We start from the raw sequence: 23,146 nt of genomic DNA on the forward strand, positions 1-23,146 counted from the left end.
ATTCTCCTGTTTCAGGATCACCGTCTTCACGGGCACGGCTTGCGTATTGCTATCACCTCCCTCTTCCAATTTCGCCTAAATCCTCCTAGAGATCACAGCATGTTGAAAACACGGATCATCCCCTGCCTCGATGTCGCCGAAGGGCGCACAGTGAAAGGCGTGAACTTTGTCGATCTGATTGACGCGGGCGACCCCGTTGAACAGGCCATAGCTTATAACGCCGCCGGCGCAGACGAGCTGGTGTTTCTTGATATCAAAGCAACCCACGAAAACCGTGGTACAATGTTTGACCTCGCTACGCGGACGGCTGAACAGTGCTTTATGCCGCTGACGATCGGCGGCGGTGTACGTACGCACCACGATGTGCGTGACCTGCTGCTTGCTGGCGCCGACAAGGTCAGCTTTAACTCTGCCGCTGTCGCTGATCCCAATGTCGTCGCCGAAGCAGCGATGCGTTTTGGCAGCCAGTGCATTGTCGTGGCAATTGACGCCAAAACAGTTGCACCCGGCAAATGGGAAATCTTCACACACGGCGGACGAAAATCTACCGGCATTGACGCCGTAGAATTCGCACGGACAGTCGTTGAGAAAGGGGCCGGAGAAATCCTGCTCACATCAATGGATCGCGACGGCACCAAATCGGGCTTCAACATCCCACTGACACGCGCGATTTCAGACGCGGTTGATGTACCCGTGATCGCCTCTGGCGGTGTCGGAACCTTGGATCACCTCGTCGAAGGTGTCACCGAAGGCGGTGCATCCGCTGTTCTTGCCGCCTCTATCTTTCACTTTGGCACCTACACCATTGGCGAAGCCAAAGCACACATGGCCGCTGCAGGCATCCCGGTACGACTATGACACTTGATGATCTCGCTACACTGATCGCCTCGCGCAAAGGGGCCGACCCTGAAACCAGCTGGACAGCAAAGCTGTTCGCCAAAGGTCCCGAAAAATGCGCCGAAAAATTCGGTGAAGAGGCGATTGAAGCCATTATTGAGGCCGTCAAAGGCGACAAAGAAAAACTAACGTCAGAGGCCGCAGACGTGATCTATCACCTGCTCGTCATGCTTGCTGCGCGTGACGTAAGCCTGAACGACGTGCTAGCAGAGCTTGCGCGTCGCCAAGGCATGTCGGGCATCACCGAAAAAGCAAACCGCGACTAATTCACTTCGATTTCAAAGTCCCAGGCGCGGTATTTCAATCTTTGGACAGCGATCCTGAATGACATCAACGCCGCGTGCTTCTGCCTTTGCCGCAGCATCTGGACTGTGAACACCCAATTGCATCCATATCGTCTGTAGCGTTGGCCATCGTGCAAGCGCTGCATCGACAATACCCGGTACAGCATCGCTCGCGCGGAAAATATCCACCATATCCACGTCGAAGGGGATAGAGGTCAGATCGGCATAGACCATCTCACCAAATAGCATCTGTCCAGCCAGCCCTGGGTTTACACCAATCACGCGATAACCCTCGGCTGCCAGATACTCACCAACGCGGCGACTAGGGCGTGCAGGATTGGCCGAGGCTCCGACCAAAGCAATTGTCTTGGTGCGCGTCAGAACCGCGCGCAGATGTTCATCAGAATATTCCATAAAGCCACCCTACCCAGCCATTTGCCAGAAAAAAAGCACCCGGAATAATCCGGGCGCAAAGTTTGGAACGAGGGACAGTGATAAGAGGCACGTCGGTTCCAAGAACGCGCCTTCGCATATCAACATATGTCCGATTCTTCCTCCTAAAAGGGGTGCTCCGCATAATGTGATCACATCGCGATTAGTCGAATAAATCGTCGAATACGTCTTCGATCTCATCCCACAGCTCTGCAATCATCTTTCGAACAAACGATGCAGGCCCGCGCTTGTCTTTGCGTTTAGGCGCAATGGCGCGCTTGGTGGGGCGGGCGGGCGTCGCCGCAGGCGCGGTCGACTGGACCGCCGCAACTGGCATGTTCTTAAGTGCGCGCAATGGCGCCCCACAGTTTGAACAGCTCAGCTCATGCCGCTGCTTGCCGCGCAGACGCAATGCTGCGCGGGTTCCACAATAACAACAGGTCGCAATCTTATTCGCGGGCATAAGTGTTACTTAGGCTTTGGCCGCATAAAGTGCTACAGCGGCAGCATTAGAAACGTTCAGCGACCCAAATTCAGCCGCCGCATCGATCTTGACCAGCTGATCACAGGTTTCGCGGGTCTTCTGGCGCAAGCCCGGCCCTTCGGCCCCCATGACCAGCGCCACCGCGCGGTCGCGCTTCCCCTCAACCGCAGTCTCGATGGTGTCGTCCGCTTCGCCGTCTAGCCCCAGCACAAGATAACCCATCCCCTGCAATGCGATGATCGCATCTGCCAGATTGCGTACGCGCAAATAAGGCTGGCGCTCAAGCGCACCGCTCGCCGTTTTCGCCAGCGCACCTGTTTCAGGGGCCGCGTGACGCTGCATGGCGACAACGGCACGTGCACCAAAGACTTCGGCAGAACGTAGAATCGCACCGACGTTATGCGGATCTGTCACGCGATCCAGCAAAACGATGCGTGGCGGCTGCGGACCATCCCCCAACGCGACATCCTCAAGCGATCCCCAATCCAGTGGTTTCACCTCAAGCGCAGCCCCTTGGTGCACAGATTGTGGATCAAGCGGCGCTGCAAATTTACGTGGATCGGAAATTTCGGGCTCAATGCCCCCCTTCCCTACGGCTTCGCCCAAACGTTCAAGCGCGTTACGCGTAACAACAAGGCGAAGTTTGACGCGATTAGGATTCTCTAGGGCATCCCGAACCGCATGCAGGCCAAATAGCCAAACGGTTTCGTTTGCGGCAGCGCGCTTACCCTGCTCTTTCGCAATGACCCACTTTGGCTTTTTCATTTTGTTTTTCCGTTCCTGACACTGTTTCAAAGGGGCGATACCCGACAAAATGAACTCTGTGAAGACTTGTCGCAAAAACCGACACTTTTGCGGTTGACGGGGCATGGGGCCACAGGTAATCAGCCCCCCAGTGGGCGACAGGCCGCAAGGTGTGGCAGGGGACTGTAACTCCCTCGAGGCGACTCACGCCTGGTTCGATTCCAGGGTCGCCCACCATTTACTGATATATCAGTATCTTAGATGCGTGAACTCCCGGTAATACACCGGTGAGCCACGCACCTAAAGAACAACCTCCCAAGCACAAGCCTTTACGAACATCCCATGCGAGTGCAGCCGTTTCCTACTCTAATAACAATCCACTTTGCGCGAGCATTCGCGTGTCATCGATTTGCCGCAACATGCTGATCGCACTTGCCGATGTGGCCGCAACCATATGATCGCCATGGCCACCATCACTTAGGTCTGTCAGATCAACAATCACGACGTTCAACCCAGCAACATCATCAGCCGCGTCCAATTGGCCAACTTTTGAACGACCGCCGATCAAATATGAAGAAAGGCGAAGCGCCCGATCCGTGCCACTGGTCAAAATGACATATGGCGCGTTGCGGTCGCCGATCGTATCAACCTGCCGTCGAAAAATGTCCGGGTCGATATCAGGCGATAACAGAATCACGGTGCCGATGTCATTCAGCGCATGATCTTCACCTGCAATGGCGAGCTGCCGCATCGCCTCCATGATTAATTGCGCCCCCATCGAGTGCGCGACCAACGTCACCGTTTTTGTTGAATTGTGTGAAATATCTTTCAGTAAAGCGGTCAAATCGTCTCGGGCAAACAGGACGCTGTCACGATCATAGACATATGCCCCCGGTGACGCGGCAGAGGCCCACGAAAAAACCGCCTTAACGTCTGTCAGCCCAAAGTCATGCCCCATCTGGGCAAATCGAAACACAGCCTCTGTCGTGGTCGTGTTATAGCCATGTACGAAAAGCAGGATCTCTTCTCCGGGTGCTGCGTTTAACGCAGCGATATATTCAGCCCGATTTTGAGGTTGATAGCTGGCCATCGTGAACCCACCCAGCGGATCCCGTGGCGTTTCAACGCGCCCGGGAGCGTGATGGGGTGGCACAGCTACGTCGACACGCGCAAACTGTGGCTGCGTCACACGATCATTGTAAACTAACGCACCAGTCACCGCAGGTGTTTGCTGTGTGGTAACATATACAGTTTCCGTCACAGCCCCACGCACGCCCGGCGCCACGGTAATGTCATAGGGCCGCGTGCATGACATCATCCCCAAACACGAGACAGCAAGCAGTAAACGAGTCACTAGCTTAGTCGAGTTCTGTCCAAGGCCACGGTTTGACCTCACTTGCTGCAACCTGATACCGGGCCGCTTTGGCCATCCAAACGCCCATCGTGGTACCGATTTCAGCAAGCTGTTCGTTCGGTTCGCGCTTTTTAAATAGCATTATCAGGAATTGGGCGATGGTTAGCAGCCCCAAAAGCGAGCTCGCCATGCTCATCAAAACGGCGATGATCACCATATGCACCAAGCGCAGCCAGATGCTTTCGAAATCCGAAGCCACTTCGCTGTTTTCTTCTTCGGGCATGCCCCTCTCCTATTTTGCGCCTGCGGCGAAAACCATATCCATCATCTTTTGCGTTCCCCGCGAAAATTCAAGGGGGCATGGATAATCAGCGCCAGTGCGCACAGAATTACAGAAATTTTCAACCTGCAGGACATAGTGATTTACGCCCGGCCAGCGTTCAGTCGTAACAGTCGTCCCCGCGACCGCCAGTGTCAGTTCGGCTTGATCAAAGACATTGGCGTTGAACGGGCAGGTCAATTGTAGCACCCCGGCTTCACCGTGGAACGTGACCTGCTGGCGGTTGAACAATCGCATAGACACGATGGCCGAATACGTGAATTCAGGGAAATCTGCCGCAACCTGCGCAAATACATCAACGTCATTTTCAAGCCGCAGATTCGCATAGGGTATCTGAGTGGGTTCTTCCCCAGTCACAAACCGCGCCGAACCAAAGGTATAAACGCCAATATCGCGCAAACCTCCCCCACCAGCTTTGGCCTGATTGCGAATATTGCCAGTATCATCGTTAAAATATGTGAACGTCGCCTCCACATGTTTCAACGCGCCAATCGCACCGCTTTGCACCAATTCCTGTGCGCGCTGAAACTGCGGGTGGTGCACAATCATAAACGCCTCTGCGGCAAGCATCCCGGATTCGTCACGTGCAGCGATCAGCGCGTCAAAATCAGAGTCAGACAGCGCAATCGGCTTTTCGCATAGAACGTGCTTGCCTGCTTTCAGGGCTTTGATCGTCCATTCGACATGTAAATGGTTCGGCAAAGGCACATAGACAGCATCAATATCGGGATCGGCTAACAGCGCGTCATAGCTATCGTGAACCCGTAAATCGGGGGCAAATGCCTTAAACGGCTCTGCCTTTTCTGGGCTCGACGTCGCAAGCGCCGCAAACTGGGCACCCTTGGCGGCATGGATAGCCGGCGCCATGTGATTTAATGCAAAATTAGCTGCGCCCAAAACGCCCCAACGGATCGGTGTCATAGAACTCTCCTATTCAGCGCGATGTTAGCGCTAAGCCTGACCAAAGGGAAAGCACCGGTTTTCTAGTTTCCATAAAAATATCCCCGCCAAAGATACTCTGACGGGGATAGATTAAAACCGCTTCGCGTTAGAAGTTATGCTGACTCCAGCATACCTTTTTCTTTCGCGAGCTCCTGCATCTTTGCTTGCAGCTTTTCAAAGGCGCGCACTTCGATTTGGCGAATACGTTCGCGGCTGACGTCATACTGACCGCTTAGGTCTTCCAGAGTGATCGTTTCATCAGATAGGCGACGCTGCACCAAGATATCCTTTTCGCGATCGTTCAGCACTTCCATCGCTTCGGCCAACAGTTCACGACGCACATCAAGCTCGTCATGCGCCTCGTAATCTGCAGCAGTATTAGCGCTTTCGTCTTCCAGCCAATCCTGCCACTGCATGGTGCCTTCACCATCAGAGCCGACCTGCGCGTTCAACGACGCATCACCACCAGACATACGGCGGTTCATCGAAATCACTTCGTCCTCGGTCACACCAAGGTCTGTCGCGATCCGTTTCACGTTTTCAGGACGCAGATCACCGTCTTCCAACGCGCCAATCCGAGACTTCGCTTTGCGCAGGTTAAAGAACAGCTTTTTCTGTGCAGACGTTGTGCCAAGTTTGACCAATGACCATGACCGCAGAATGTATTCCTGAATCGACGCACGAATCCACCACATGGCATAGGTCGCCAAGCGGAAACCCTTTTCCGGGTCGAAACGCTTCACAGCCTGCATAAGACCAACGTTAGCTTCGGAAATCACCTCTGCTTGGGGCAGCCCGTAACCACGGTAACCCATGGCAATCTTGGCCGCTAAACGCAGGTGCGACGTGACCATCTTGTGCGCGGCTTCCGTGTCTTCGTGATCGACCCAGCGCTTGGCCAGCATATATTCTTCCTCAGGCTCCAACATTGGGAACTTGCGGATTTCTTGCATATAACGGTTCAGCCCACCCTCTGGGGTTGGTGCTGGTAAATTTTTATAGTTGCTCACTGTCTCTGCCCTCCTACTAATGTTTAAAGGCTTAACATGGATATGGTGACGCTAACGTGACGTTTCAAGTCCAAGTATTGAATTTTCGTAAATCCAATATGAACCGGTCAGTTTAGTAATGCGAGACCGTTTTTCGTGCGCTCACGCACATGGGACCGAATATTTCAGCCCTTATATCCAAGTGCAGCGATCAAAGCGGACATATCTTCTGGCAACTCGGCCTCAAACTGCATGAATTCACCAGAAACCGGATGCTCAAACCCAAGCGTCGCGGCATGCAACGCCTGACGGCCAAATGCCGAAACGGCGGCGACACCCGCCTCGCCCACCGCCTTTGGTGACAGTTTGCGCCGCCCACCATAGACAGGATCACCGATAAGCGAATGACCACAATGCGCCAGATGCACACGGATCTGATGGGTACGCCCTGTTTCCAGCCAGCATTCGATCAGCGCAGCACAAGGCGGTGATCCCAAGGGTTCTACGATACGCGATCGCGTAACTGCATGGCGGCCAGTCGTGAAAGAAACCGCCTGCCGTTGCCTATCAGTTTTATGGCGACCCAAAAATGTCTGCACCTTTAGGATATTACCCGGCTCAAACGAAGTCCCCTTGATCCCGCGCAAGCGCGGATCGTTGGCGTCAGGCACACCATAACACACCGCCAAATAGCGCCGTTCAACAGTATGCGCTGCAAATTGTGCAGCCAGATGGTGATGCGCACGGTCAGACTTTGCAGCCACCAACAACCCGGTCGTCTCTTTATCAATGCGATGCACAACACCGGGCCGTTTCATCCCCCCCACACCGGACAGGCTGTCGCCGCAATGATAGATCAATGCGTTCACAAGTGTTCCGCTGGGTGTGCCAGGCGCAGGATGGACGACCATGCCGGCTGGCTTGTTCACCACGATCAGATCGTCATCTTCAAAGACGACTTCTAATGAGATGTCTTCACCGACAATATGGCTTTCTTCGGCAATCTCAACCGCGACGTCGATCTGCGCGCCTTCGGCGACACGAAACCGCGGGTCGGTCACAACAGCACCGTCAACCTGCACAGCACCATCAGCAATAAGCTTTGCCAACCGTGAACGACTCAGCGACGCATCTTGCGGAACATCACGCCCTAGCGCCTTATCCAAACGAGCAGGAGGCGTTGCCTGAATCACAAATGAAATCACGTCTGCCATGGCTATATTCGCCCTCGCTTTGGGTAAAATACTCCCGTCGGAGGCTCCAACGGATCAAGTTTTGTGGGGTTTGCGGGATTAATTAGGAAATAGCAAGACTGCGCTATCAGCTGTCAAAATCTGCCAATTGGGGAATGGTACCGCCTCCCCGGCTTGAACGGGGGACCCCTGGTTCCACAAACCAGTGCTCTAACCAACTGAGCTAAGGCGGCATTGCGGGTGATTTAGCGGCCCCAGTTCGTGAATGCAATACCCTCAGAAGGAAATCTGCCAAGTCTCTTCAACAAGATCGACGCCAAACGAATGGACAGGTTTCGCGCTTACCCTCGCAAAGCCGTTGCGCGCGTAAATTTTGCCAGCGGCGACGTGGCTCTCGTGCGTCCAAAGCGTCATATCGCGATAGCCTGCAGTGCGCGCAAACGTAAGGCAACGATCCAAAAGGGCTTGCGCCGCGCCAGTGCCGCGCGCTTCTGGGACAAGATAAAACAATCGTAGCTTGGCCGTTTGATCACCATTGCGGACGCAGAAAATGCTGCCAAGCCTCATATCACCGTCGTGGGCAACCCAGCCCGACTCGGACTTCGGATCGTGGCCGTCCAAGAAATCCTGAATAATGCTCGCGACAAGCGGGCCAAAGGTGTCATCAAACCCTTCGGCCTTAGCATAATGATCGGCATGCTGCCGGATCAGCCAATCAGCGTCATCTTTTAAAAAGGGGCGTATAGAATAAGTCATCAGCGTAGTTTGCCCGCCAAACACTTGCCAATCAAGGCATTCACACGCTAGGACACCTAGGCAGTCTAGGGGATATGACATGGGAATTAACAGCGAACGCGACATCGAAGCCAACATGCAAATCGGTCCGACCGATCTCGGCATGGTCCGAATCTTTATCGAAGCTGGTGGTGTCGAAATTCCAATGGATTTTGAACCGGAAGAAGCTGACGAAATCGCCGAAGAAATCCGTGCCGCAGCAATCGCAGCCCGCGCAGTCAAAAAACGTTAACAAATCGCGGGTCACGTGCAGCATGCGCACGCATTGCTGCATGTCTCGCGAATTTTTGTACCATCACCTTTCGACGGGCCGGCGCAAGCTTTGCTTCCGGGCTCATCTTTACGATCTCTGCGCCATATCCGTCAGCGAGGATCAGTCCGGTATCATCGGGCAGTAACTCTGTCGGAAAGTCGGTATCGACCGCCCAAAAGAACCGATCACACCATTCGAGATAACCCTCCCACTTCTTGTCGGACAAATAGTCAGCGCGACTCGACTTACATTCGATTATCCAAATCTCGCCTTTCGGGCCCAACCCCATGACATCGACGCGCAGCCCTGATGTCGGGACAAGTTCTTCTACACTAACAAAGTCATGGCTCCGCAAATGGCGGCACACCCCGCGCGCCAGAAGCTGGCCGGGCATTAATTCGATCTGTGCATATTCTTCGGACATGGGCCGAATGTGAACAATAAGTGAACAAAACTCAATTGCGTATTTTCAAATCAGCGCGAGCAGACAGCAAACGAAATGGGCAGCGGCAACAATGACCAACAAAACAAAGACATTAAAACCCGATCGGCAACAAATCGCTTTTTTCCCTTAAATGCCAACCACTAAGCGAAAATCTGCCAGAATTTTCGACAAGGCCCAAACCAGCTTTATGTCCCAATTGAGGCAAATGACCCGACATCACAGGCCAAATCACCACCCAACCGTCACTATTTCGTCCGTTTTAGCCGCCATAAAGAGAGGGACTTTAGAAGGAACCAAGCATGTCTATTTTCCAAGGAATTACCGTTTACGAGGTATCGATGGCTCTTATCCTGGTTGGTTTCGCGGAACGCCTTTTGCTTGCTTACGCTCCGATTGAAATGGTCGGCCCCAACGGTTGGCTCATCAAAGGCGACGTTGAAGAATAAACTGTCGCTGACCACTTGCCCTGCCCCGCATTCAGTCCTACCTGTTGCCTCGGCGGGCTTCTGCGCTTCTCGTTATCCCGGGTACAAATCCAGCGGCCTTAAGCAAATCCTTGGGGGCTGGCTCTGTTCTAACCCTGGTTAGTTTACCTGGCACCCACCTGTACATACAGGTCCTCAGGATTAGCTACCCTTACGGATGCCGCGGTTCCCGCCACCTTTTCTTACTCAATCTTCTTTGGTTACTTTTCGGAAACGCTGCTCGCCAGCGCAACGAACGCGATTCCTGTCGTCAAAAAGTTAATCCCGAGCAATAGGCCAATCGCCCAAAGCGCAGTGCCCGGCAAGCCCGCGATCAACAAGAACCCAAGCAAAAGCGTAACGGCCCCGTTCATAGCCAGCCAGCCCCACCCTGCTTTTTGGCGATGCTGCAACGCGATGACACCTTCAACTGCCCCCTGCACCAAAAACACAACGCCGAGCACGAACGTCAAACCAATCAGCCCGTTCAGTGCAAAGAGCGCGAGATAAACACCAAGCGCCAAATGGAGCACGGCAATTAACCCACTCCAAACCGCCGACTCCCAGCGTTTCGCTTGAAATGCGTGATACAGCAGCGCAGCCCCTGTCAGCAGGAAGACCCACCCAAGCAGTACTTTTGCCGCAATCGAGAAGAATAGCGGGAATATTACGGCCAGCAGCCCCAGCACGATAAGTACGATTCCCGTTGTACGGAATTGACCACGAAACTTGCGCACGGCCTCAAGAACTTCGGGAGGTTGTTGATTTGTATCAGACATTGGGTCACTCCTTTATCTGACTAAACTGTGGTCCCATTGCCAAAACTTCAATACCGGCCTTGGCTGGCTTTGATTTAGCGTGACGTATTGCGCGCCCCGACACCTACAATTTACGTAAATGGCATGACCATTTTTTGCGACCATTCAGATTGAAAGACAGTATTATGTCCGACGACCGAACGATCTCCACGGATAGACTCTTTCTCACTCCATTTGCGCCAGCGCATACGGATGCCCTTTTCGAGATGAACTCCGACCCTGATGTTATGCGCTACTTAGGCGGAACACAGACACGAGAAGAAACCGAAGAAGGGATCGCGCGCGTTCAGCGGCGATGGTCTGCATATGGGCATGGATGGTGGACTGTGTTTCTTAAAGGCACCGAAACCGTTGTAGGTGCGGCATGCCTGCAATTTCTTGATCATCAAGAAAACGCACCGCTGGAGGTCGGCTGGCGCTTGAAGACACAGTATCATGGCAACGGGTACGCGACGGAGGCAGGGAAAGCCGCAATGGATTTCGGTTTTGACCGAATTTGCACCGATTACATTTGCGCTGTCGCTGAACAAGCCAACACCGCATCGCAGAGGGTGATGGAACGCTTGGGGATGACCTATGTAGGCATTCAAACCCACTACAACACCGCATGCACGGTTTACGAGATCTACAAGAACCGCCGTCCTTAAAGCCGCCCAAGTTGGGGATCACCCCAACCAGATAACCGCTATTAAATGGGTTCTGCCTCGCCGAAAGCGAGCCTTAGAACTTTTCAGGCTGTGCTTCGCGCGCCATGTGATCCAGAACCGCATTCACGAACTTTGGCTCTTTGCCATCGTGCGAAAATGCCTCTGAAACTGCGACGAATTCACTGATCACGACCTTTGGTGGGGTCTGCCCTGTCTTCAGCTCACCACCTGCAGCGCGGAACAATGCCCGCCATGTTGGGTCGATCCGCGCGATTGGCCATTTCGCGACAAGCGCACGGTCCGTCATCTGGTCGATCGCGGCCTGCTCGTTCACAGCGGTTTCCATCAAACCACGGAACGTTTTCAGATCACCTTCAATCATTTCGGCATCGTCATAGGTCGCGCCAAAACGGTGATCCTCAAATTCGCGGATCACTTGATCCACGGTCTGCCCAGAGGCTTCCATCTGGAACAACGCTTGCACAGCATAAAAGCGTGCAGCAGATTTCATTTTACGCAGTTGGTTGTTCGAAATGGTCATGCTGTTGTTTTGCCACCTGTGTTACCAGCCAGCAGAATTTCCTGTGTAAAGCCCACCGGTTTATCGGATTTGCCCCATTTACGGGCGAGCGCGATAAGGTGCAAGGCCGCAGCGGCGGCTCCGCCACCTTTATTCATCTGCGCGGGGTCGGCGCGCACAACGGCCTGATCACGGTTTTCGACAGTCAGGATGCCATTGCCGATACAAACACCCTGAAGTCCCAAAAGCTGGATCGCGCGGGAACTGTCATTACAAACAGTATCATAGTGGGTTGTCTCGCCCCGGATCACACAGCCCAGTGCAACATAGCCGCCAAAGTTGCTTAGCCGCTCAGCGATGCCGATCGCAGTCGGAATTTCCAACGCGCCGGGAACCTCAACAATTTCCCATGTCGCGCCAGCCTTTTCGATCTCTGCCTTGGCACCCGCGATCTGGTTGTCAGAGATATCCTTGTAGTATGGCGAGGCCACAATCAGGATTTTCACTGGTTTCTCAAATTCTGGCAGCGGCATGATGTAATGCGATGGTCCAGCCATTATCCGATCTCCGAAATTTTGCGTGTGCCTGTGATTTCTAAACCGTAGGCATCAAGGCCCACAACTTTTGGCATTGGCGAATTGGTCAGGAGCTCAATCTTATGCAAGCCAAGCGAGCTAAGGATTTGGGCACCCAGACCATATTGGCGCAGCGTTTGCGGTGATGTTTCTTCGTCCAGATCAATCTGCATATGCAGATCACGCAAAAGAACCAAAGCACCGCGGCCTTCTGCCGCTATGACATTCATCGCATCGCCAAATTCATTCCGGCGCCCAGCTGGCCCTGCACCCACGACATCAAGCATCGGGTCGAGAGCATGCATGCGCACCAGAACAGGTTCTTCCGTTGTGATGTCACCCTTCACTAGCGCGATATGTTCCGCACCTTGGGTTTCATCTGTATAAATCCGCATCTCCCAGTTTCCGCCAAATTCAGAGTGAATTTGGTTTACTTCGCGCACACGCACCAGATTGTCGTGACGACGGCGGTAAGCAATCAGATCGCTAATCGTACCGATCTTAAGCCCGTGCAATTGTGCAAAGGCGACCAGATCAGGCAGACGCGCCATTTCGCCGTCTTCTTTCATGATCTCACAGATCACACCCGATGGGTTCAAACCGGCAAGGCGCGAAATATCAACGGCGGCTTCGGTGTGACCTGCACGAACCAAAACACCGCCCTCGCGGGCGCGAAGTGGAAACACATGACCAGGCGTCGCGATGTCTGCAGCACCCTTTGATGCATCAATCGCCGTCGCGACGGTGCGTGCGCGGTCATGGGCCGAAATACCAGTACTAACACCTTCGCGAGCTTCAATGCTGACAGTAAACGCAGTTTCGTGACGCGAAGAGTTGTGAGACGCCATAAGCGGCAAGCCCAGCGCATCAATGCGCGAACCGGGCAAAGTGAGGCAAATGAGGCCACGACCATGCGTCGCCATAAAGTTAATTGCATCCGGTGTGGCCATCTGGGCCGGGATCACAAGATCACCTTCGTTTTCGCGATCTTCGTGATCGACAAGCACGAACATGCGGCCATTGCGGGCGTCTTCGATGATGTCTTCGATCTTGCTAATCGCGTCAGACCAATCGCGTTCGACTGGACCGGGTGTTTCGAATTTCTGGCTCATGCGGATCCCCGAATGTATGTTGCTTCGCAGATAGCCCAGCAGTGCCAATTTGGAAAGGGTGGTGGATCAAGATCCACCCTACGACGTCACGACCAAATATAGGAAACGCCTTTTACAGCTATCGGTTCGCAGTGACGCACAACGAAACTTGCAGGCTGACGGCAATCTTTGGGCAGAAACACCGCGCTTGACATGATACCTTTAGGTTTCATATAAAGAAGTACCAAACGGTATCATAAAGGAATCGCGATGAGACAGCTTTTCATCTCCTCGATGGTCGACGCATTTAGTGCGTCACTGCCAGCAAGTGCCGACAAGTTTACACTGTCGGATTCTCGCGATTTGGTATGGAAGACTCCCCCCGACGGCGTTTCATTTGAATCCGTTGAGGTGCAACAATGACGGATGCCGAACAAATGGGGTTTCGTGCGCTCGCGGACCCAACCCGACGCAAAATTCTACAGTTGTTGGCAACAAACGACATGACGATCGCGGAAGTCGCGGAAAACTTTCAGATGACCAGAGCGGCAGTAAAAAAACATTTAACGATATTAAATGAAGGCAATCTCATCTCTGTCCAAGTCGACGGCAGATCGCGGCTGAACACGTTGAACACCACCGGACTAAAGCAGGTGTTCGACTGGTTTGGGTACTTTGATGAATTCTGGGATAGCCGGCTCGACGCACTCAAATCAGATATTGAAAAGGACATGCAATGACCGACACAATACTGCAAAAATCGATTTACCTCAAAGCGTCCCCAGCTCAGGTTTGGGCCTATTTGACTGACCCAGCAAAGTTAGCGATTTGGTTCCACAAACCCGATGCGCCATTGGTCGAGGGCAGCTATGAAATGTTCGGGACAGACAGCGGTGAAAAGCTTATGTGGGGTACGGTCCTGGTCGCAGAACCATATTCTCGTCTTGAGTATACATTTACCATCAATCCCATGGGCGATCAGGTCAGTACTGTGAAGTGGGCTTTAACCGAGGTTCCGGGCGGCACGAACCTGTCCTTACGCCACGAAGGCCTACCACAAGGGGCAGAAGCTTTTGGACTTATTCTCGCGCTCGACAAAGGTTGGGACGACCACCTTGCACGCATGCGAGGCTCGGCGCACGGCGACTAGCGCAGACGCCATCGCGACAGAAGCTACGACGTAGGGTGGGTTTTAACCCACCTGCCCTTCAAAATAGATATCTGCGGGCAAATAACCGGCAAGCTGCGCGGCCTCGCTCCATTCCCGTTCAAACCCTGTATCGCCGATCAAAACAAAACGATCCGCCGGTACTTGCTCGGACTGTATGACCGCCTTCATGTGATCACGCATATCCGCCCAGCTTCCCGCAAAGCGCGGCGCACTATGGGCTCGGTCGATCTGAGCTAACGAACTAAGGTGTGTTGGTGTGACTGGGGTATGTGCCAAACCAACCCGATGTGTCGAAATCAAACTATCTAACTTTGCCACTTGCGCGGCAGGCATCGCCTGCCCGTCACGCAGCACATGCAACGCATTGCTCGAAAACAAAAAGCCGATCAAATCATGTCCGGTACTCGCCCGAATACCAGCATAGGTCTTATACGGCAGCCCCAATTGCTCCGCACGTCGGACACGCAAGCGAACAACCTCGATCGGCAGGGTCGGCATCAGTTTCTTGCGGGCCTTCGTCCAGACGTGCTTGCGCCAGCTATGGCCCGGCTCATCCACGCGACCTGAATTATGGCCGATACCAGCCATTACGCGAACTCCTGCAGCCGCGCCACGTAACGCGCCATTGTGTCGATCTCGATGTTGATCAGGTCGCCCTCTTCGATGTCACCCCACGTTGTTGCGGTCTTGGTGTGCGGAATGAAGTTGATACCAAAGTCACCGCCTTCGACTTCGTTGACGGTCAGCGATGTCCCGTTCAATGCAACGGACCCTTTAGGCGCAATAAATTTTGCCAGTTTAGCAGGCGCACGGAACGTTACGCGGGTGCTATCACCTTCGTTGCGAATTTTGATGATTTGCGCAACGCCGTCGACGTGGCCAGACACGATATGCCCGCCCAGCTCATCTCCGACCTTTAGCGCACGTTCAAGGTTCAGCCGTTTACCAACCTGCCACTCACCGACGTTTGTCGCGCTTACAGTTTCAGCCGAGATTTCCACATCGAACCAGTTGCGCGGCGCAGTGCCTAACGCGATCACTGTTAGGCAAACGCCATTGCATGCAATTGATGCTCCGATGTCGATCCCGTCCACATCGTAGCTGGTTCCAATCCGCGCGCGCAGATCACCGCGTTGCTCCAGTCTGATGATTTCACCAATATCTGTGACAATCCCCGTAAACATGCGCAGTTCCTTCCAATGTTCCCCCAGAGACCTAGCCCGTGATTGAACCGCAGGCAAGCAGCGCAACACGTGCATTTCTTTACGGCTAGCCGCTTACCTCTGGCCGCACGAATGGCTATAAGTGTTCACAATGAACACGCAGCGCAACTTTTTGTTTCTACAAGGGCCACACGGGCCGTTCTTTCGGCAGCTTGGGCGCATGCTTCGTGCTGCGGGTGCCGGTGTGCATCGGGTTGGTTTCAATGCAGGCGACCGCGCCTTTTGGGGCCACGCGCCGAACTATATCCCATATCGTGGCGACCAAGATATGTGGCCAGAAACACTGGCGCAGATTATCACCACGCGCCAGATCACCGACATCGTAATTTACGGCGACACCCGCCCAATTCATGCAGAGGCGGTAAAGCAGGCCAAAACGGCTGGTCTAAAGGTACATGTGTTCGAAGAAGGCTATCTGCGCCCCTACTGGGTGACTTATGAACGTAGCGGTAGCAATGGGCATTCTGAGCTCATGAATATCACCGTGGATCAGATGCGAACGCGGCTTGCCCAAGGTGCCACTGACATACCAACACCCCCATCCCACTGGGGCGACATGCGCCAACATATTTTCTACGGCGCCCTGTACCATTGGTTTGTGATGTTCAGAAACAGCGGTTACCCACAGTTCCGCCCGCACCGTGCACTGCCAATCCGCCGCGAAGCAATTTTGTATTCAAAGCGACTATTGCTAATGCCATTTTTGGCTGCACATCGCGCCTATGCCACACAACGGATTAAGGCAGGTGGATACCCCTATCACATTGCCTTGCTTCAGCTTGAACATGACGCCAGTTTTCAGGCGCATTCGTCGTTTGAAGATACACACGCATTTCTAAAGGTCGTCATTGATGGCTTTGCTGCCGGAGCGCCTGCACATCATCATCTCGTATTTAAGGCACATCCATTGGAAAGCGGACAATCACCCTTGCGGCGTATGATCCGAGAGCTATCGCAAAGTAAGGGCATTCGCGACCGTGTACACTATGTCCGCGGAGGAAAACTCGCGGTGCTACTGGATCAGGCACGCAGCGCTGTGACCGTTAATTCTACCTCCGGGCAACAGGCGCTATGGCGCGGCATTCCGCTTAAGATTTTCGGGACAGCCGTTTACAGCAAACCTGAATTTGTATCCGATCAGCCCCTGCCCGCCTTCTTTGCCAACCCAACCCGGCCAGATGCGCAGGCCTATCGCGACTATCGTCAATTCCTGTTGCAAACGAGCCAAGTACCGGGCGGTTTCTATTCCAAGAAAGGGCGCAGACAGCTTATGCGGCAACTTGTGGATATGATGCTGGCACCCGATGGGCCTTACTCTGTCCGTAATAGATCGCTTGCGACCCCACTACATGCCGTCAAGTAAACAGATGCATTCCGAAATGACGTCGAAAAAGCGCGAAAACTTGTACGTCTACAATGGTGGCTTGCTGACCAAAGGCCGTGTGCGCCGCATCGTCGAATTAGCCGGGTTCCATATCCGCATTGGTGTTCCAAGCGAAGGCGACCTTGTTGGTGTATGGGGGCAAAGCCCCACTTCCCCACGCGGCGAAGCTGTCGCCGAACGCAAAGACGCACCTGTGGTCCGGATCGAAGATTCCTTCCTTCGCTCCGTCGGCCTAGGCCGCGATGGCGACGATCCAATCGGTCTAAACATTGATCGTCGCGGCGTGCATTTCGACCCAAGCACGCCATCTGACCTAGAGATGATATTGGCCGAAGATCCGCTTGATAATACCGCGCTACTAGATCGGGCACGCGCTGGCATCGAGACGATAAAGTCAGAGCATCTTTCAAAGTACAACAGCTTTGATCCGAAACGGCCCGTCCCCGATCCCGGCTATGTCCTTGTCATCGACCAAACGCGCAAAGATGCGTCGATCAAGGCAAGCGGCGCAGACAGTAATACGTTCCGCGAAATGTTGTTCTATGCCCAAACGGAACATCCCGGTGCACAGATCATAATTAAAACGCACCCAGAAACGACGGCGGGACACCGCGAAGGGTACTTTAATGAAAAGGACGTCACTGATCGGATTAGCCTGTGTGACGCCCCGCTATCGCCTTGGGCGCTGTTTGAGGGTGCAATCGCCGTCTACACGGTGACCTCACAACTTGGGTTCGAGGCCATTCTGGCCGGGCACCGCCCGGTGGTTTTTGGGCAGCCGTTTTATATGGGTTGGGGGCTTAGTGATGATCGCAAGCCGCTTCAACGCAGGCAGCGCAATCTGACGCGAGCGCAGCTCTTTGCTGGGGCAATGCTTCTTTACCCGACGTGGTATGATCCGTTCCACGATCGCCTGTGCAGCTTTGAAGAGGCTACGGTGACACTTGCCGCAGCAACAAGAGCATGGCGCGATGATGGCCAAGGCTGGGTCGCTGCCAATATGCGCCTTTGGAAAAGGGCCCCCTTACAAAAATTCTTTGGCAGTCAAAAGCGGGTCATCTTTGCGCGAGGAGAAAACGCTGCGGCTAAGGCCACCGCGACGGGCCGCCCTCTCTTGCGATGGGCGAATACTGGTGCAACAGATGCCACGCTTGTCGAAGATGGGTTCTTACGATCACGTGGCCTGGGGGCGGATTTGGTCGCTCCGCTTAGCCTCGTGCTTGATGATATTGGCATTTATTACGACGCAACGCGCCCAAGCCGGCTCGAGGCTCTTATAAACGCTTCTACCAACCTTAGTGACATGGAAAGAAACCGCGCGTCAGCATTGATCCAGCGGATCATTGAAGCGCATCTTTCCAAATATAATCTAACCCGTCCTGCCCCGATTGACCTTCCCAAAGGGCGTCGCATTCTGGTTCCCGGCCAAGTCGAAGATGATGCATCAATCCAAAAAGGGTGCACTGATGTCGCAAGCAATGCCGCGCTTTTGCAAGCGGCGCGCGCGGCCAACCCAGCAGCAATTATCGCGTACAAACCGCATCCCGACGTCGAAACTGGCCTGCGTCCCGGTGCGCTCCCTGATGCGATGAAATGGGCAGATGTCGTTTTGGCGGATTCTGATCCTATCGCCGCGCTTGATCATGTCGACGAGGTTTGGACCATGACCTCCCTGATTGGGTTCGAGGCGCTACTGCGCGGCAAAAAAGTGACCTGCCTTGGCATGCCGTTTTATGCGGGATGGGGCCTTACGGATGATCGCTCATTGCCTATTGCGCGGCGGACAGCGCGCGTCGACGTCACCGCCCTGGCACATGCGACACTGATCGCATATCCGCGCTATTTTGATCCGGTGACTGGCCTTCCTTGCCCCGTTGAAGTGATCGTTGATCGGTTAGAAAACAACGACATCCCCGCGCCCGGGCGCATGAACCGAAGCCTTGCCAAGCTGCAGGGATTTTTCGCGAGCTACGCGTTCTTGTGGCGCCGTTAAGTGCGGCGCCAGCTATGCATAATATCATCACCTAAGGGCTGAACAGCATCCAGCGCAAAGCGCGGCGCATGCGCCAAACGATCCACCCCCATAGCAGCAAGCGATGGTGTACCCTCGGCCCCAATCGCCATGCCTGCAGTGAAAACAACAAGCCGATCAACCAAGCCAGCCGACAATAATGACGCAGCAAGCATCCCACCACCTTCACAAAAGACGCGCGTGATCCCACGTTCTGACAAGGCAGTCATAGCAGAGTGTGGTTCAACCTGCCCTGCAGACACATCGCACGGCAAGCTAACCGCGCCCTGATCCACCCAGGATTTTGGGTCGCTATTCTTACCATGGCAAAGCCAAACAGGAATATCATGGGCGCTGCGTGCTAATCCGCAGTCTGCTGCAATCTTCATCCCTCGTGACACAATCACCCGAACAGGCTGCCGGGTAATACCAAGCCCACGCACCGTCAAAGTCGGATCATCCGCCCTTACAGTTCCCGCCCCCACCATGACGGCATCATGGCGCGCGCGCATCATGTGAACCGCACGGCGTGCCTCTGGCCCAGTGATCCACTGACTTTCGCCGGTAGCAGTCGCAATGCGCCCATCAAGAGTGCCAGCAAGCTTTAGCGTCACGAATGGCCGGTTCTTAGTCACACGCAAAAGAAATCCAGCGTGGTCTTCACGGGCTTGATCGGCAAGCACATCGGTCGTCACCGAAATCCCTGCATCACGTAGCATTGCAATACCGCGACCAGAAACACGCGGATCAGGATCACCCAATGCAATCACCACCCGCGCAATGCCCGCGGCAATCAGCGCATTCGCGCAGGGCGGCGTTTTACCATCATGAGAGCAAGGCTCCAGCGTGACATATGCTGTCGCACCACGCGCTGCCGCCCCTGCCTGCGCCAGAGCAACTGTCTCGGCATGGGGACGACCACCGTCAGCGGTGCGCCCACGGCCGATGATCACACCATCTTTTACGATTACACAGCCAACCGAAGGGTTTGGCCAAACGCGCCCCATTCCGCGCCGCCCCAAAGTCAGGGCAAGCGCCATAAAACGGGCGTCAGATGAAACCGTCACTCTTCCGGAAGGGCGTCAGGACGCAGTTCGCTAACGAATTTATCGAAGTCATCAGCGGCTTGGAAGTTTTTGTAAACACTCGCAAAACGCACATAAGCGACGGTATCAATCCGTGCGAGACTTTCCATCACGATTTCACCAATTGTGCCCGATGGAATGTCCGTTTCGCCCAAGCTTTCAAGCCGGCGCACTATTCCACTAATCATCTGATCAATGCGATCTGGTTCAACCGGCCGTTTTTGTAGCGCGATACGGATTGAGCGTTCCAGCTTTGGCCGATCAAAGTCTTCGCGGCGACCGTTGGTTTTGATCACCACCAAATCGCGCAACTGCACGCGTTCGTAGGTCGTAAAGCGCCCACCACATGCGGGGCAAAGTCGGCGACGTCGAATAGCCGAATGATCTTCGGCAGGCCGTGAATCTTTTACTTGAGTGTCAACATTTCCGCAAAAAGGGCAACGCATGTCCGGTCCTTGTCAGCTACTGCTGGGGTCATGACCCCAAGTTATCCACAGGCACTATAGGAACCTAAGCAGGTTTTGGGTAGAGGGCAATTTCACACGCTAGATAGAGGAAGAAACCGTGACCGTTCAGACTCACTTCGCGAGTTATCTAGCTTGAAAGATGCGCAACGACGCGCCGTTCGTGCGGGCGATCACGGTGTTCGAAAAGATAGATCCCCTGCCACGTTCCCAAGGCAAGCCGCCCGTTGCTGACAGGAATACTAAGCTGAACAGGAAGCAGAGCCGCCTTGATATGGGCAGGCATATCGTCAGGGCCTTCGTAGGTATGGGTCAAATAGGCCATCGAAGGATCGGTGGTTGGCGGAACCAGACGGTGAAAGAAATTCTGCATATCAACCCGGACTTCGGGATCGGCGTTCTCTTGGATCAGCAAACTGGCCGAAGTGTGCTGAACAAAAAGCGTAAGCAAGCCAGTGCCTTCCACCCAACTGCTCACTTTGTCGGTGAATTCATACAGGCCCGGTCCCTGCGTCGATACTTGAAACGTCTTTTGCATCCGGCAACACTGCGCTGTTGGGAACACTGGTGCAAGGTGTCGACACTAGGGCATTTGGCTTGTCGGCACCACTAAAACGTGATTTTTGATGCGACGATAACAATGTGGTGGGATCCGAAATGGCAAAATCTTCAAAATCGCTACTTCTAAAGAAGGCTGCCGCAGCGGAAACTGCAGGACAACTGAAATTGGCTGAACAGGTTTTACACAAGGCTATCACCAATTCTCCAAAGGACCCGACCGGATACGCGCAGCTTGCACGCCTTTACACACGCAAACTCAGCAACACTGATATGGCAATTGCGCTTTTGCCAATACTGCTAAAGCTTGCTCCGCGCTTGGCCTTGGCTCATGAATTAGCCGCCGAATGCTTCTGTAAGAAACGTATGTTTGAAAGTGCTATTAGGCATGCCGATAGTGCTGTCAAATATGGCCCAAAATCGCCAGATGGCCTGTACGTTGCCGCAACAGTTTATTTTGAAACAGAACACTACGGTAAGGCGACCGAATGCATGGAAAAGTGCCTGACAATTCGTCCGGAGCATTTGCCATCCCGACTATTGTACGCAAAATCTTTGCGTGGTGCAGGTGATATAAAGAAAGCCGAAGCGATCTGCCGAAGCATTTTCACGGAGTATCCTGATAGTATAGCGAATTACTCAATTTGGTATCAAACTTGTAAAATCACAGCCCACGATCAAATCTATATCCATATCCGGGACACAGTATACCCTAAACTTGTAGCCAAACAGCTACCTAATCGTGTCAGTATATTGAGGATGCTTGGCAAAGCTGAAAACGACATTGGTAATTTTGAGTTATCCTTTCAGCACTATTCGGATGCAAAAAAGCTTGCAGGTATGTCCCACGACCGAACCGTGAACAAGCTATTCGTGAATGAAATCGTTTCAAACGTTTCGCGTGCCAACTATTTTGGGAGCACGGGCCACGACAGTGAAAGCCCAGTTCTCGTTGTGGGCATGCCGCGCACGGGCAGCACTTTACTTGAGCAAATTCTCTCGAACCATCCACAAATCGGCGGAATCGGGGAGAGTAGCACCCTGCGAGAGATTGCGGTCAATGCAGGCATGAAAATGAATGACGGCGCTTCACTGTCGAAAGTCATTCACGACATGACGCCATCCCAAGCAATTGACTATGCAGAACAATACCTTAGTAGGTCCACCAAGACGCAACCTGGAATGCAACGCATAGTAGACAAAAGCCTACATAACTTTGAATTGCTCGGCTTTTACGCAAAACTATTTCCGAGAGCACGTATCATTAGCGCCTTGCGCGATCCCATGGACAATTGCGTCTCATGCTATCTAGCGCCACTCGGTAAATTTCATAGCTACACACAGGATCTGACTTCTTTAGGGCAATACTACTCCGAATTCCGCAGCTTGATGGGACATTGGGAGAAAGTACTGCCGAACCCTATCATGCAAGTCCACTACGAGGATGTCGTAGCTGACACCGAAGGCAAGGCGCGCGAAATCATTGATTTTCTTGGGTTAGACTGGGATCCAGCATGCCTGTCTTTCCAAGAGAACGAAAACCGTGCGCGCACTATCTCAACATGGCAAGTCAGGCAGCCTATTTACAAATCCTCGGTCAAACGCTGGGCGCGATATGAAAAACACCTTGATCCGTTGAAGGCCGAGCTCGCCCATTTCTATCCAGACGGTTTCTAGAACCCAGGTTCACGCGAAAAGCCAACATCACATTCTTGTAGTGCGTCAGCTGCATCATCTTTGCTGTCGACATATGGCACGATAGGAACAGAGCAAACATCTGCTGGGATATCTAGCGGGATTTCGCTGAGTATCGAAGGACTAATCTGTGCAAGCATGTCCGGTGCTGGTTCAACCGCATATCCGTACAGCGCAGAACCAAAAGCGATTGAAAAGATGAAGGGCACGACCGTTAAGTGTGGCATCGAAATATCCCCTTTCGTAATCCACAGGTAGTCTTGCGAAGCCGCCATTCAATCTGCGTCA

30 protein-coding genes and 2 tRNA genes are annotated in these 23,146 nt (G+C 53.6%); 11 read left to right on the forward strand and 21 right to left on the reverse strand.

Annotated features, from left to right (window positions below; translation table 11 throughout):
* The first annotated feature begins 99 nt into the window (after positions 1–99).
* On the forward strand, positions 100–858 hold the full coding sequence (gene hisF, locus ACHUEV_RS05580; protein WP_394178070.1) for an imidazole glycerol phosphate synthase subunit HisF: 759 nt from the start codon (positions 100–102) through the stop codon (positions 856–858).
* Entirely contained in the window at positions 855–1,163 is a 309-nt protein-coding gene (locus ACHUEV_RS05585; protein WP_394178071.1) for a phosphoribosyl-ATP diphosphatase, read from the forward strand. The genes hisF and ACHUEV_RS05585 overlap by 4 nt, the downstream gene beginning before the upstream one ends.
* Positions 1,164–1,175: 12 nt before the next feature.
* On the opposite strand, the gene ACHUEV_RS05590 is transcribed toward ACHUEV_RS05585, so the two are convergent.
* The 3 genes from ACHUEV_RS05590 to rlmB all read right to left on the reverse strand — a co-directional run bounded on the left by ACHUEV_RS05590 (position 1,176) and on the right by rlmB (position 2,862).
* Positions 1,176–1,595 (reverse strand): CoA-binding protein, encoded by a 420-nt coding sequence (locus tag ACHUEV_RS05590; RefSeq protein WP_394178072.1) that lies wholly within the window; start codon positions 1,593–1,595, stop codon positions 1,176–1,178.
* Positions 1,596–1,776: 181 nt separating this feature from the next.
* Positions 1,777–2,076 (reverse strand): hypothetical protein, encoded by a 300-nt coding sequence (locus ACHUEV_RS05595; RefSeq protein WP_394178074.1) that lies wholly within the window; start codon positions 2,074–2,076, stop codon positions 1,777–1,779.
* Between the two features lie 9 nt (positions 2,077–2,085).
* Positions 2,086–2,862 (reverse strand): 23S rRNA (guanosine(2251)-2'-O)-methyltransferase RlmB, encoded by a 777-nt coding sequence (rlmB, locus tag ACHUEV_RS05600; RefSeq protein WP_394178076.1) that lies wholly within the window; start codon positions 2,860–2,862, stop codon positions 2,086–2,088.
* Between the two features lie 132 nt (positions 2,863–2,994).
* Between rlmB and ACHUEV_RS05605 the strand changes: the two genes are divergently transcribed.
* Positions 2,995–3,078, forward strand: a tRNA-Tyr gene (locus ACHUEV_RS05605).
* 124 nt (positions 3,079–3,202) lie between these two features.
* Here the strand turns inward: ACHUEV_RS05605 and ACHUEV_RS05610 are convergent.
* The 7 genes from ACHUEV_RS05610 to ACHUEV_RS05640 form a co-directional block, all read right to left on the reverse strand.
* The gene (locus ACHUEV_RS05610; RefSeq protein WP_394178077.1) at positions 3,203–4,195 is read right to left on the reverse strand and encodes an alpha/beta hydrolase; all 993 of its coding nucleotides are present in this window, start codon (positions 4,193–4,195) and stop codon (positions 3,203–3,205) included.
* 4 nt (positions 4,196–4,199) lie between these two features.
* On the reverse strand, positions 4,200–4,478 hold the full coding sequence (locus ACHUEV_RS05615) for a DUF4389 domain-containing protein (protein ID WP_394178078.1): 279 nt from the start codon (positions 4,476–4,478) through the stop codon (positions 4,200–4,202).
* A gap of 9 nt (positions 4,479–4,487) precedes the next feature.
* The gene (locus ACHUEV_RS05620; protein WP_394178079.1) at positions 4,488–5,456 is read right to left on the reverse strand and encodes a Gfo/Idh/MocA family protein; all 969 of its coding nucleotides are present in this window, start codon (positions 5,454–5,456) and stop codon (positions 4,488–4,490) included.
* Positions 5,457–5,590: 134 nt separating this feature from the next.
* Positions 5,591–6,487: an RNA polymerase sigma factor RpoH gene (gene rpoH, locus ACHUEV_RS05625; RefSeq protein WP_394178081.1), complete on the reverse strand. Its 897-nt coding sequence runs from the start codon at positions 6,485–6,487 to the stop codon at positions 5,591–5,593.
* Positions 6,488–6,651: 164 nt separating this feature from the next.
* A complete protein-coding gene (locus ACHUEV_RS05630) occupies positions 6,652–7,680 on the reverse strand; it encodes an RluA family pseudouridine synthase (protein WP_394178082.1) in 1,029 nt (342 codons plus the stop codon).
* A 135-nt stretch (positions 7,681–7,815) separates the two neighbouring features.
* A tRNA-His gene (locus ACHUEV_RS05635) sits at positions 7,816–7,892 on the reverse strand.
* Positions 7,893–7,935: 43 nt separating this feature from the next.
* On the reverse strand, positions 7,936–8,415 hold the full coding sequence (locus ACHUEV_RS05640) for a GNAT family N-acetyltransferase (RefSeq protein WP_394178083.1): 480 nt from the start codon (positions 8,413–8,415) through the stop codon (positions 7,936–7,938).
* Positions 8,416–8,494: 79 nt separating this feature from the next.
* Here ACHUEV_RS05640 and ACHUEV_RS05645 point away from each other — a divergent pair, with 79 nt between their 5' ends.
* Positions 8,495–8,686, forward strand: coding sequence for a DUF6324 family protein (locus ACHUEV_RS05645; RefSeq protein WP_394178085.1), 192 nt, complete (start codon positions 8,495–8,497; stop codon positions 8,684–8,686).
* On the opposite strand, the gene ACHUEV_RS05650 is transcribed toward ACHUEV_RS05645, so the two are convergent.
* Positions 8,673–9,131 carry an MmcB family DNA repair protein gene (locus ACHUEV_RS05650; protein ID WP_394178086.1) on the reverse strand — a complete coding sequence of 153 codons (459 nt, stop codon included), beginning with the start codon at positions 9,129–9,131 and terminating at the stop codon, positions 8,673–8,675. The genes ACHUEV_RS05645 and ACHUEV_RS05650 overlap by 14 nt on opposite strands.
* Before the next feature lie 320 nt (positions 9,132–9,451).
* On the opposite strand from ACHUEV_RS05650, the gene ACHUEV_RS05655 reads away from it, so the two are divergent.
* A complete protein-coding gene (locus tag ACHUEV_RS05655; RefSeq protein ID WP_394178088.1) occupies positions 9,452–9,598 on the forward strand; it encodes a hypothetical protein in 147 nt (48 codons plus the stop codon).
* A 239-nt stretch (positions 9,599–9,837) separates the two neighbouring features.
* Here ACHUEV_RS05655 and ACHUEV_RS05660 read toward each other — a convergent pair whose 3' ends face one another.
* Positions 9,838–10,395 (reverse strand): HdeD family acid-resistance protein, encoded by a 558-nt coding sequence (locus ACHUEV_RS05660; RefSeq protein ID WP_394178089.1) that lies wholly within the window; start codon positions 10,393–10,395, stop codon positions 9,838–9,840.
* A gap of 164 nt (positions 10,396–10,559) precedes the next feature.
* Between ACHUEV_RS05660 and ACHUEV_RS05665 the strand changes: the two genes are divergently transcribed.
* Positions 10,560–11,081, forward strand: coding sequence for a GNAT family N-acetyltransferase (locus ACHUEV_RS05665; protein ID WP_394178090.1), 522 nt, complete (start codon positions 10,560–10,562; stop codon positions 11,079–11,081).
* 73 nt (positions 11,082–11,154) lie between these two features.
* Here ACHUEV_RS05665 and nusB read toward each other — a convergent pair whose 3' ends face one another.
* The 3 genes from nusB to ribB are packed head-to-tail and all read right to left on the reverse strand — an operon-like array spanning position 11,155 to position 13,288.
* On the reverse strand, positions 11,155–11,622 hold the full coding sequence (gene nusB / locus ACHUEV_RS05670; RefSeq protein ID WP_394178091.1) for a transcription antitermination factor NusB: 468 nt from the start codon (positions 11,620–11,622) through the stop codon (positions 11,155–11,157).
* Positions 11,619–12,158 (reverse strand): 6,7-dimethyl-8-ribityllumazine synthase, encoded by a 540-nt coding sequence (locus ACHUEV_RS05675; RefSeq protein ID WP_394178092.1) that lies wholly within the window; start codon positions 12,156–12,158, stop codon positions 11,619–11,621. Before ACHUEV_RS05675 ends, nusB begins: the two co-directional genes overlap by 4 nt.
* The gene (gene ribB / locus ACHUEV_RS05680; protein ID WP_394178094.1) at positions 12,158–13,288 is read right to left on the reverse strand and encodes a 3,4-dihydroxy-2-butanone-4-phosphate synthase; all 1,131 of its coding nucleotides are present in this window, start codon (positions 13,286–13,288) and stop codon (positions 12,158–12,160) included. The genes ACHUEV_RS05675 and ribB overlap by 1 nt, the downstream gene beginning before the upstream one ends.
* A gap of 398 nt (positions 13,289–13,686) precedes the next feature.
* Between ribB and ACHUEV_RS05685 the strand changes: the two genes are divergently transcribed.
* Both ACHUEV_RS05685 and ACHUEV_RS05690 read left to right on the forward strand, forming a co-directional pair.
* Positions 13,687–14,007: a metalloregulator ArsR/SmtB family transcription factor gene (locus ACHUEV_RS05685; protein WP_394178096.1), complete on the forward strand. Its 321-nt coding sequence runs from the start codon at positions 13,687–13,689 to the stop codon at positions 14,005–14,007.
* A complete protein-coding gene (locus ACHUEV_RS05690; RefSeq protein ID WP_394178097.1) occupies positions 14,004–14,417 on the forward strand; it encodes an SRPBCC family protein in 414 nt (137 codons plus the stop codon). Before ACHUEV_RS05685 ends, ACHUEV_RS05690 begins: the two co-directional genes overlap by 4 nt.
* Positions 14,418–14,459: 42 nt before the next feature.
* On the opposite strand, the gene ACHUEV_RS05695 is transcribed toward ACHUEV_RS05690, so the two are convergent.
* Positions 14,460–15,026 (reverse strand): hypothetical protein, encoded by a 567-nt coding sequence (locus tag ACHUEV_RS05695; RefSeq protein ID WP_394178098.1) that lies wholly within the window; start codon positions 15,024–15,026, stop codon positions 14,460–14,462.
* Entirely contained in the window at positions 15,026–15,622 is a 597-nt protein-coding gene (locus tag ACHUEV_RS05700) for a riboflavin synthase (protein ID WP_394178099.1), read from the reverse strand. Before ACHUEV_RS05700 ends, ACHUEV_RS05695 begins: the two co-directional genes overlap by 1 nt.
* Before the next feature lie 130 nt (positions 15,623–15,752).
* Between ACHUEV_RS05700 and ACHUEV_RS05705 the strand changes: the two genes are divergently transcribed.
* Both ACHUEV_RS05705 and ACHUEV_RS05710 read left to right on the forward strand, forming a co-directional pair.
* Positions 15,753–17,024 (forward strand): capsule biosynthesis protein, encoded by a 1,272-nt coding sequence (locus tag ACHUEV_RS05705; protein WP_394178100.1) that lies wholly within the window; start codon positions 15,753–15,755, stop codon positions 17,022–17,024.
* Positions 17,025–17,040: 16 nt separating this feature from the next.
* The gene (locus ACHUEV_RS05710; protein WP_394178101.1) at positions 17,041–19,038 is read left to right on the forward strand and encodes a capsular polysaccharide biosynthesis protein; all 1,998 of its coding nucleotides are present in this window, start codon (positions 17,041–17,043) and stop codon (positions 19,036–19,038) included.
* Here the strand turns inward: ACHUEV_RS05710 and ribD are convergent.
* The 3 genes from ribD to ACHUEV_RS05725 all read right to left on the reverse strand — a co-directional run bounded on the left by ribD (position 19,035) and on the right by ACHUEV_RS05725 (position 21,143).
* Positions 19,035–20,123, reverse strand: a complete 1,089-nt coding sequence (gene ribD, locus ACHUEV_RS05715) for a bifunctional diaminohydroxyphosphoribosylaminopyrimidine deaminase/5-amino-6-(5-phosphoribosylamino)uracil reductase RibD (protein ID WP_394178102.1) — start codon at positions 20,121–20,123, stop codon at positions 19,035–19,037. The two genes, ACHUEV_RS05710 and ribD, sit on opposite strands and share 4 nt — an antisense overlap.
* Positions 20,120–20,587: a transcriptional regulator NrdR gene (gene nrdR, locus ACHUEV_RS05720; protein ID WP_394178103.1), complete on the reverse strand. Its 468-nt coding sequence runs from the start codon at positions 20,585–20,587 to the stop codon at positions 20,120–20,122. The genes ribD and nrdR overlap by 4 nt, the downstream gene beginning before the upstream one ends.
* A gap of 148 nt (positions 20,588–20,735) precedes the next feature.
* Positions 20,736–21,143, reverse strand: coding sequence for a secondary thiamine-phosphate synthase enzyme YjbQ (locus ACHUEV_RS05725; RefSeq protein ID WP_394178104.1), 408 nt, complete (start codon positions 21,141–21,143; stop codon positions 20,736–20,738).
* A gap of 119 nt (positions 21,144–21,262) precedes the next feature.
* Here ACHUEV_RS05725 and ACHUEV_RS05730 point away from each other — a divergent pair, with 119 nt between their 5' ends.
* A complete protein-coding gene (locus ACHUEV_RS05730; RefSeq protein WP_394178105.1) occupies positions 21,263–22,840 on the forward strand; it encodes a tetratricopeptide repeat-containing sulfotransferase family protein in 1,578 nt (525 codons plus the stop codon).
* Here ACHUEV_RS05730 and ACHUEV_RS05735 read toward each other — a convergent pair.
* Complete coding sequence (locus ACHUEV_RS05735; protein ID WP_394178106.1) at positions 22,837–23,085, reverse strand: hypothetical protein; 249 nt, start codon at positions 23,083–23,085, stop codon at positions 22,837–22,839. The genes ACHUEV_RS05730 and ACHUEV_RS05735 overlap by 4 nt on opposite strands.
* Between the last annotated feature and the right edge of the window lie 61 nt (positions 23,086–23,146).

The organism is Yoonia maritima (assembly GCF_043641945.1).
GTDB classification, from domain to species: domain Bacteria; phylum Pseudomonadota; class Alphaproteobacteria; order Rhodobacterales; family Rhodobacteraceae; genus Yoonia; species Yoonia maritima_B.

What these genes read in the sequence shown, in the direction of transcription:
- ACHUEV_RS05655 (WP_394178088.1), top strand. Translation starts at nt 9,452, where the DNA reads ATGTCTATTTTCCAAGGAATTACCGTTTACGAGGTATCGATGGCTCTT.
- ACHUEV_RS05665 (WP_394178090.1), top strand. Translation starts at nt 10,560, where the DNA reads ATGTCCGACGACCGAACGATCTCCACGGATAGACTCTTTCTCACTCCA.
- ACHUEV_RS05685 (WP_394178096.1), top strand. Translation starts at nt 13,687, where the DNA reads ATGACGGATGCCGAACAAATGGGGTTTCGTGCGCTCGCGGACCCAACC.
- nrdR (WP_394178103.1), bottom strand. Translation starts at nt 20,587, where the DNA reads ATGCGTTGCCCTTTTTGCGGAAATGTTGACACTCAAGTAAAAGATTCA.
- ACHUEV_RS05660 (WP_394178089.1), bottom strand. Translation starts at nt 10,395, where the DNA reads ATGTCTGATACAAATCAACAACCTCCCGAAGTTCTTGAGGCCGTGCGC.
- ACHUEV_RS05640 (WP_394178083.1), bottom strand. Translation starts at nt 8,415, where the DNA reads ATGACTTATTCTATACGCCCCTTTTTAAAAGATGACGCTGATTGGCTG.
- ACHUEV_RS05650 (WP_394178086.1), bottom strand. Translation starts at nt 9,131, where the DNA reads ATGTCCGAAGAATATGCACAGATCGAATTAATGCCCGGCCAGCTTCTG.
- ACHUEV_RS05730 (WP_394178105.1), top strand. Translation starts at nt 21,263, where the DNA reads ATGGCAAAATCTTCAAAATCGCTACTTCTAAAGAAGGCTGCCGCAGCG.
- ribB (WP_394178094.1), bottom strand. Translation starts at nt 13,288, where the DNA reads ATGAGCCAGAAATTCGAAACACCCGGTCCAGTCGAACGCGATTGGTCT.
- ACHUEV_RS05735 (WP_394178106.1), bottom strand. Translation starts at nt 23,085, where the DNA reads ATGCCACACTTAACGGTCGTGCCCTTCATCTTTTCAATCGCTTTTGGT.
- hisF (WP_394178070.1), top strand. Translation starts at nt 100, where the DNA reads ATGTTGAAAACACGGATCATCCCCTGCCTCGATGTCGCCGAAGGGCGC.
- ACHUEV_RS05645 (WP_394178085.1), top strand. Translation starts at nt 8,495, where the DNA reads ATGGGAATTAACAGCGAACGCGACATCGAAGCCAACATGCAAATCGGT.
- ACHUEV_RS05700 (WP_394178099.1), bottom strand. Translation starts at nt 15,622, where the DNA reads ATGTTTACGGGGATTGTCACAGATATTGGTGAAATCATCAGACTGGAG.
- ACHUEV_RS05595 (WP_394178074.1), bottom strand. Translation starts at nt 2,076, where the DNA reads ATGCCCGCGAATAAGATTGCGACCTGTTGTTATTGTGGAACCCGCGCA.
- ACHUEV_RS05695 (WP_394178098.1), bottom strand. Translation starts at nt 15,026, where the DNA reads ATGGCTGGTATCGGCCATAATTCAGGTCGCGTGGATGAGCCGGGCCAT.
- ACHUEV_RS05585 (WP_394178071.1), top strand. Translation starts at nt 855, where the DNA reads ATGACACTTGATGATCTCGCTACACTGATCGCCTCGCGCAAAGGGGCC.
- nusB (WP_394178091.1), bottom strand. Translation starts at nt 11,622, where the DNA reads ATGACCATTTCGAACAACCAACTGCGTAAAATGAAATCTGCTGCACGC.
- ACHUEV_RS05710 (WP_394178101.1), top strand. Translation starts at nt 17,041, where the DNA reads ATGACGTCGAAAAAGCGCGAAAACTTGTACGTCTACAATGGTGGCTTG.
- ACHUEV_RS05590 (WP_394178072.1), bottom strand. Translation starts at nt 1,595, where the DNA reads ATGGAATATTCTGATGAACATCTGCGCGCGGTTCTGACGCGCACCAAG.
- ACHUEV_RS05725 (WP_394178104.1), bottom strand. Translation starts at nt 21,143, where the DNA reads ATGCAAAAGACGTTTCAAGTATCGACGCAGGGACCGGGCCTGTATGAA.
- ACHUEV_RS05675 (WP_394178092.1), bottom strand. Translation starts at nt 12,158, where the DNA reads ATGGCTGGACCATCGCATTACATCATGCCGCTGCCAGAATTTGAGAAA.
- ACHUEV_RS05630 (WP_394178082.1), bottom strand. Translation starts at nt 7,680, where the DNA reads ATGGCAGACGTGATTTCATTTGTGATTCAGGCAACGCCTCCTGCTCGT.
- ACHUEV_RS05705 (WP_394178100.1), top strand. Translation starts at nt 15,753, where the DNA reads ATGAACACGCAGCGCAACTTTTTGTTTCTACAAGGGCCACACGGGCCG.
- ACHUEV_RS05620 (WP_394178079.1), bottom strand. Translation starts at nt 5,456, where the DNA reads ATGACACCGATCCGTTGGGGCGTTTTGGGCGCAGCTAATTTTGCATTA.
- ACHUEV_RS05615 (WP_394178078.1), bottom strand. Translation starts at nt 4,478, where the DNA reads ATGCCCGAAGAAGAAAACAGCGAAGTGGCTTCGGATTTCGAAAGCATC.
- rlmB (WP_394178076.1), bottom strand. Translation starts at nt 2,862, where the DNA reads ATGAAAAAGCCAAAGTGGGTCATTGCGAAAGAGCAGGGTAAGCGCGCT.
- ACHUEV_RS05690 (WP_394178097.1), top strand. Translation starts at nt 14,004, where the DNA reads ATGACCGACACAATACTGCAAAAATCGATTTACCTCAAAGCGTCCCCA.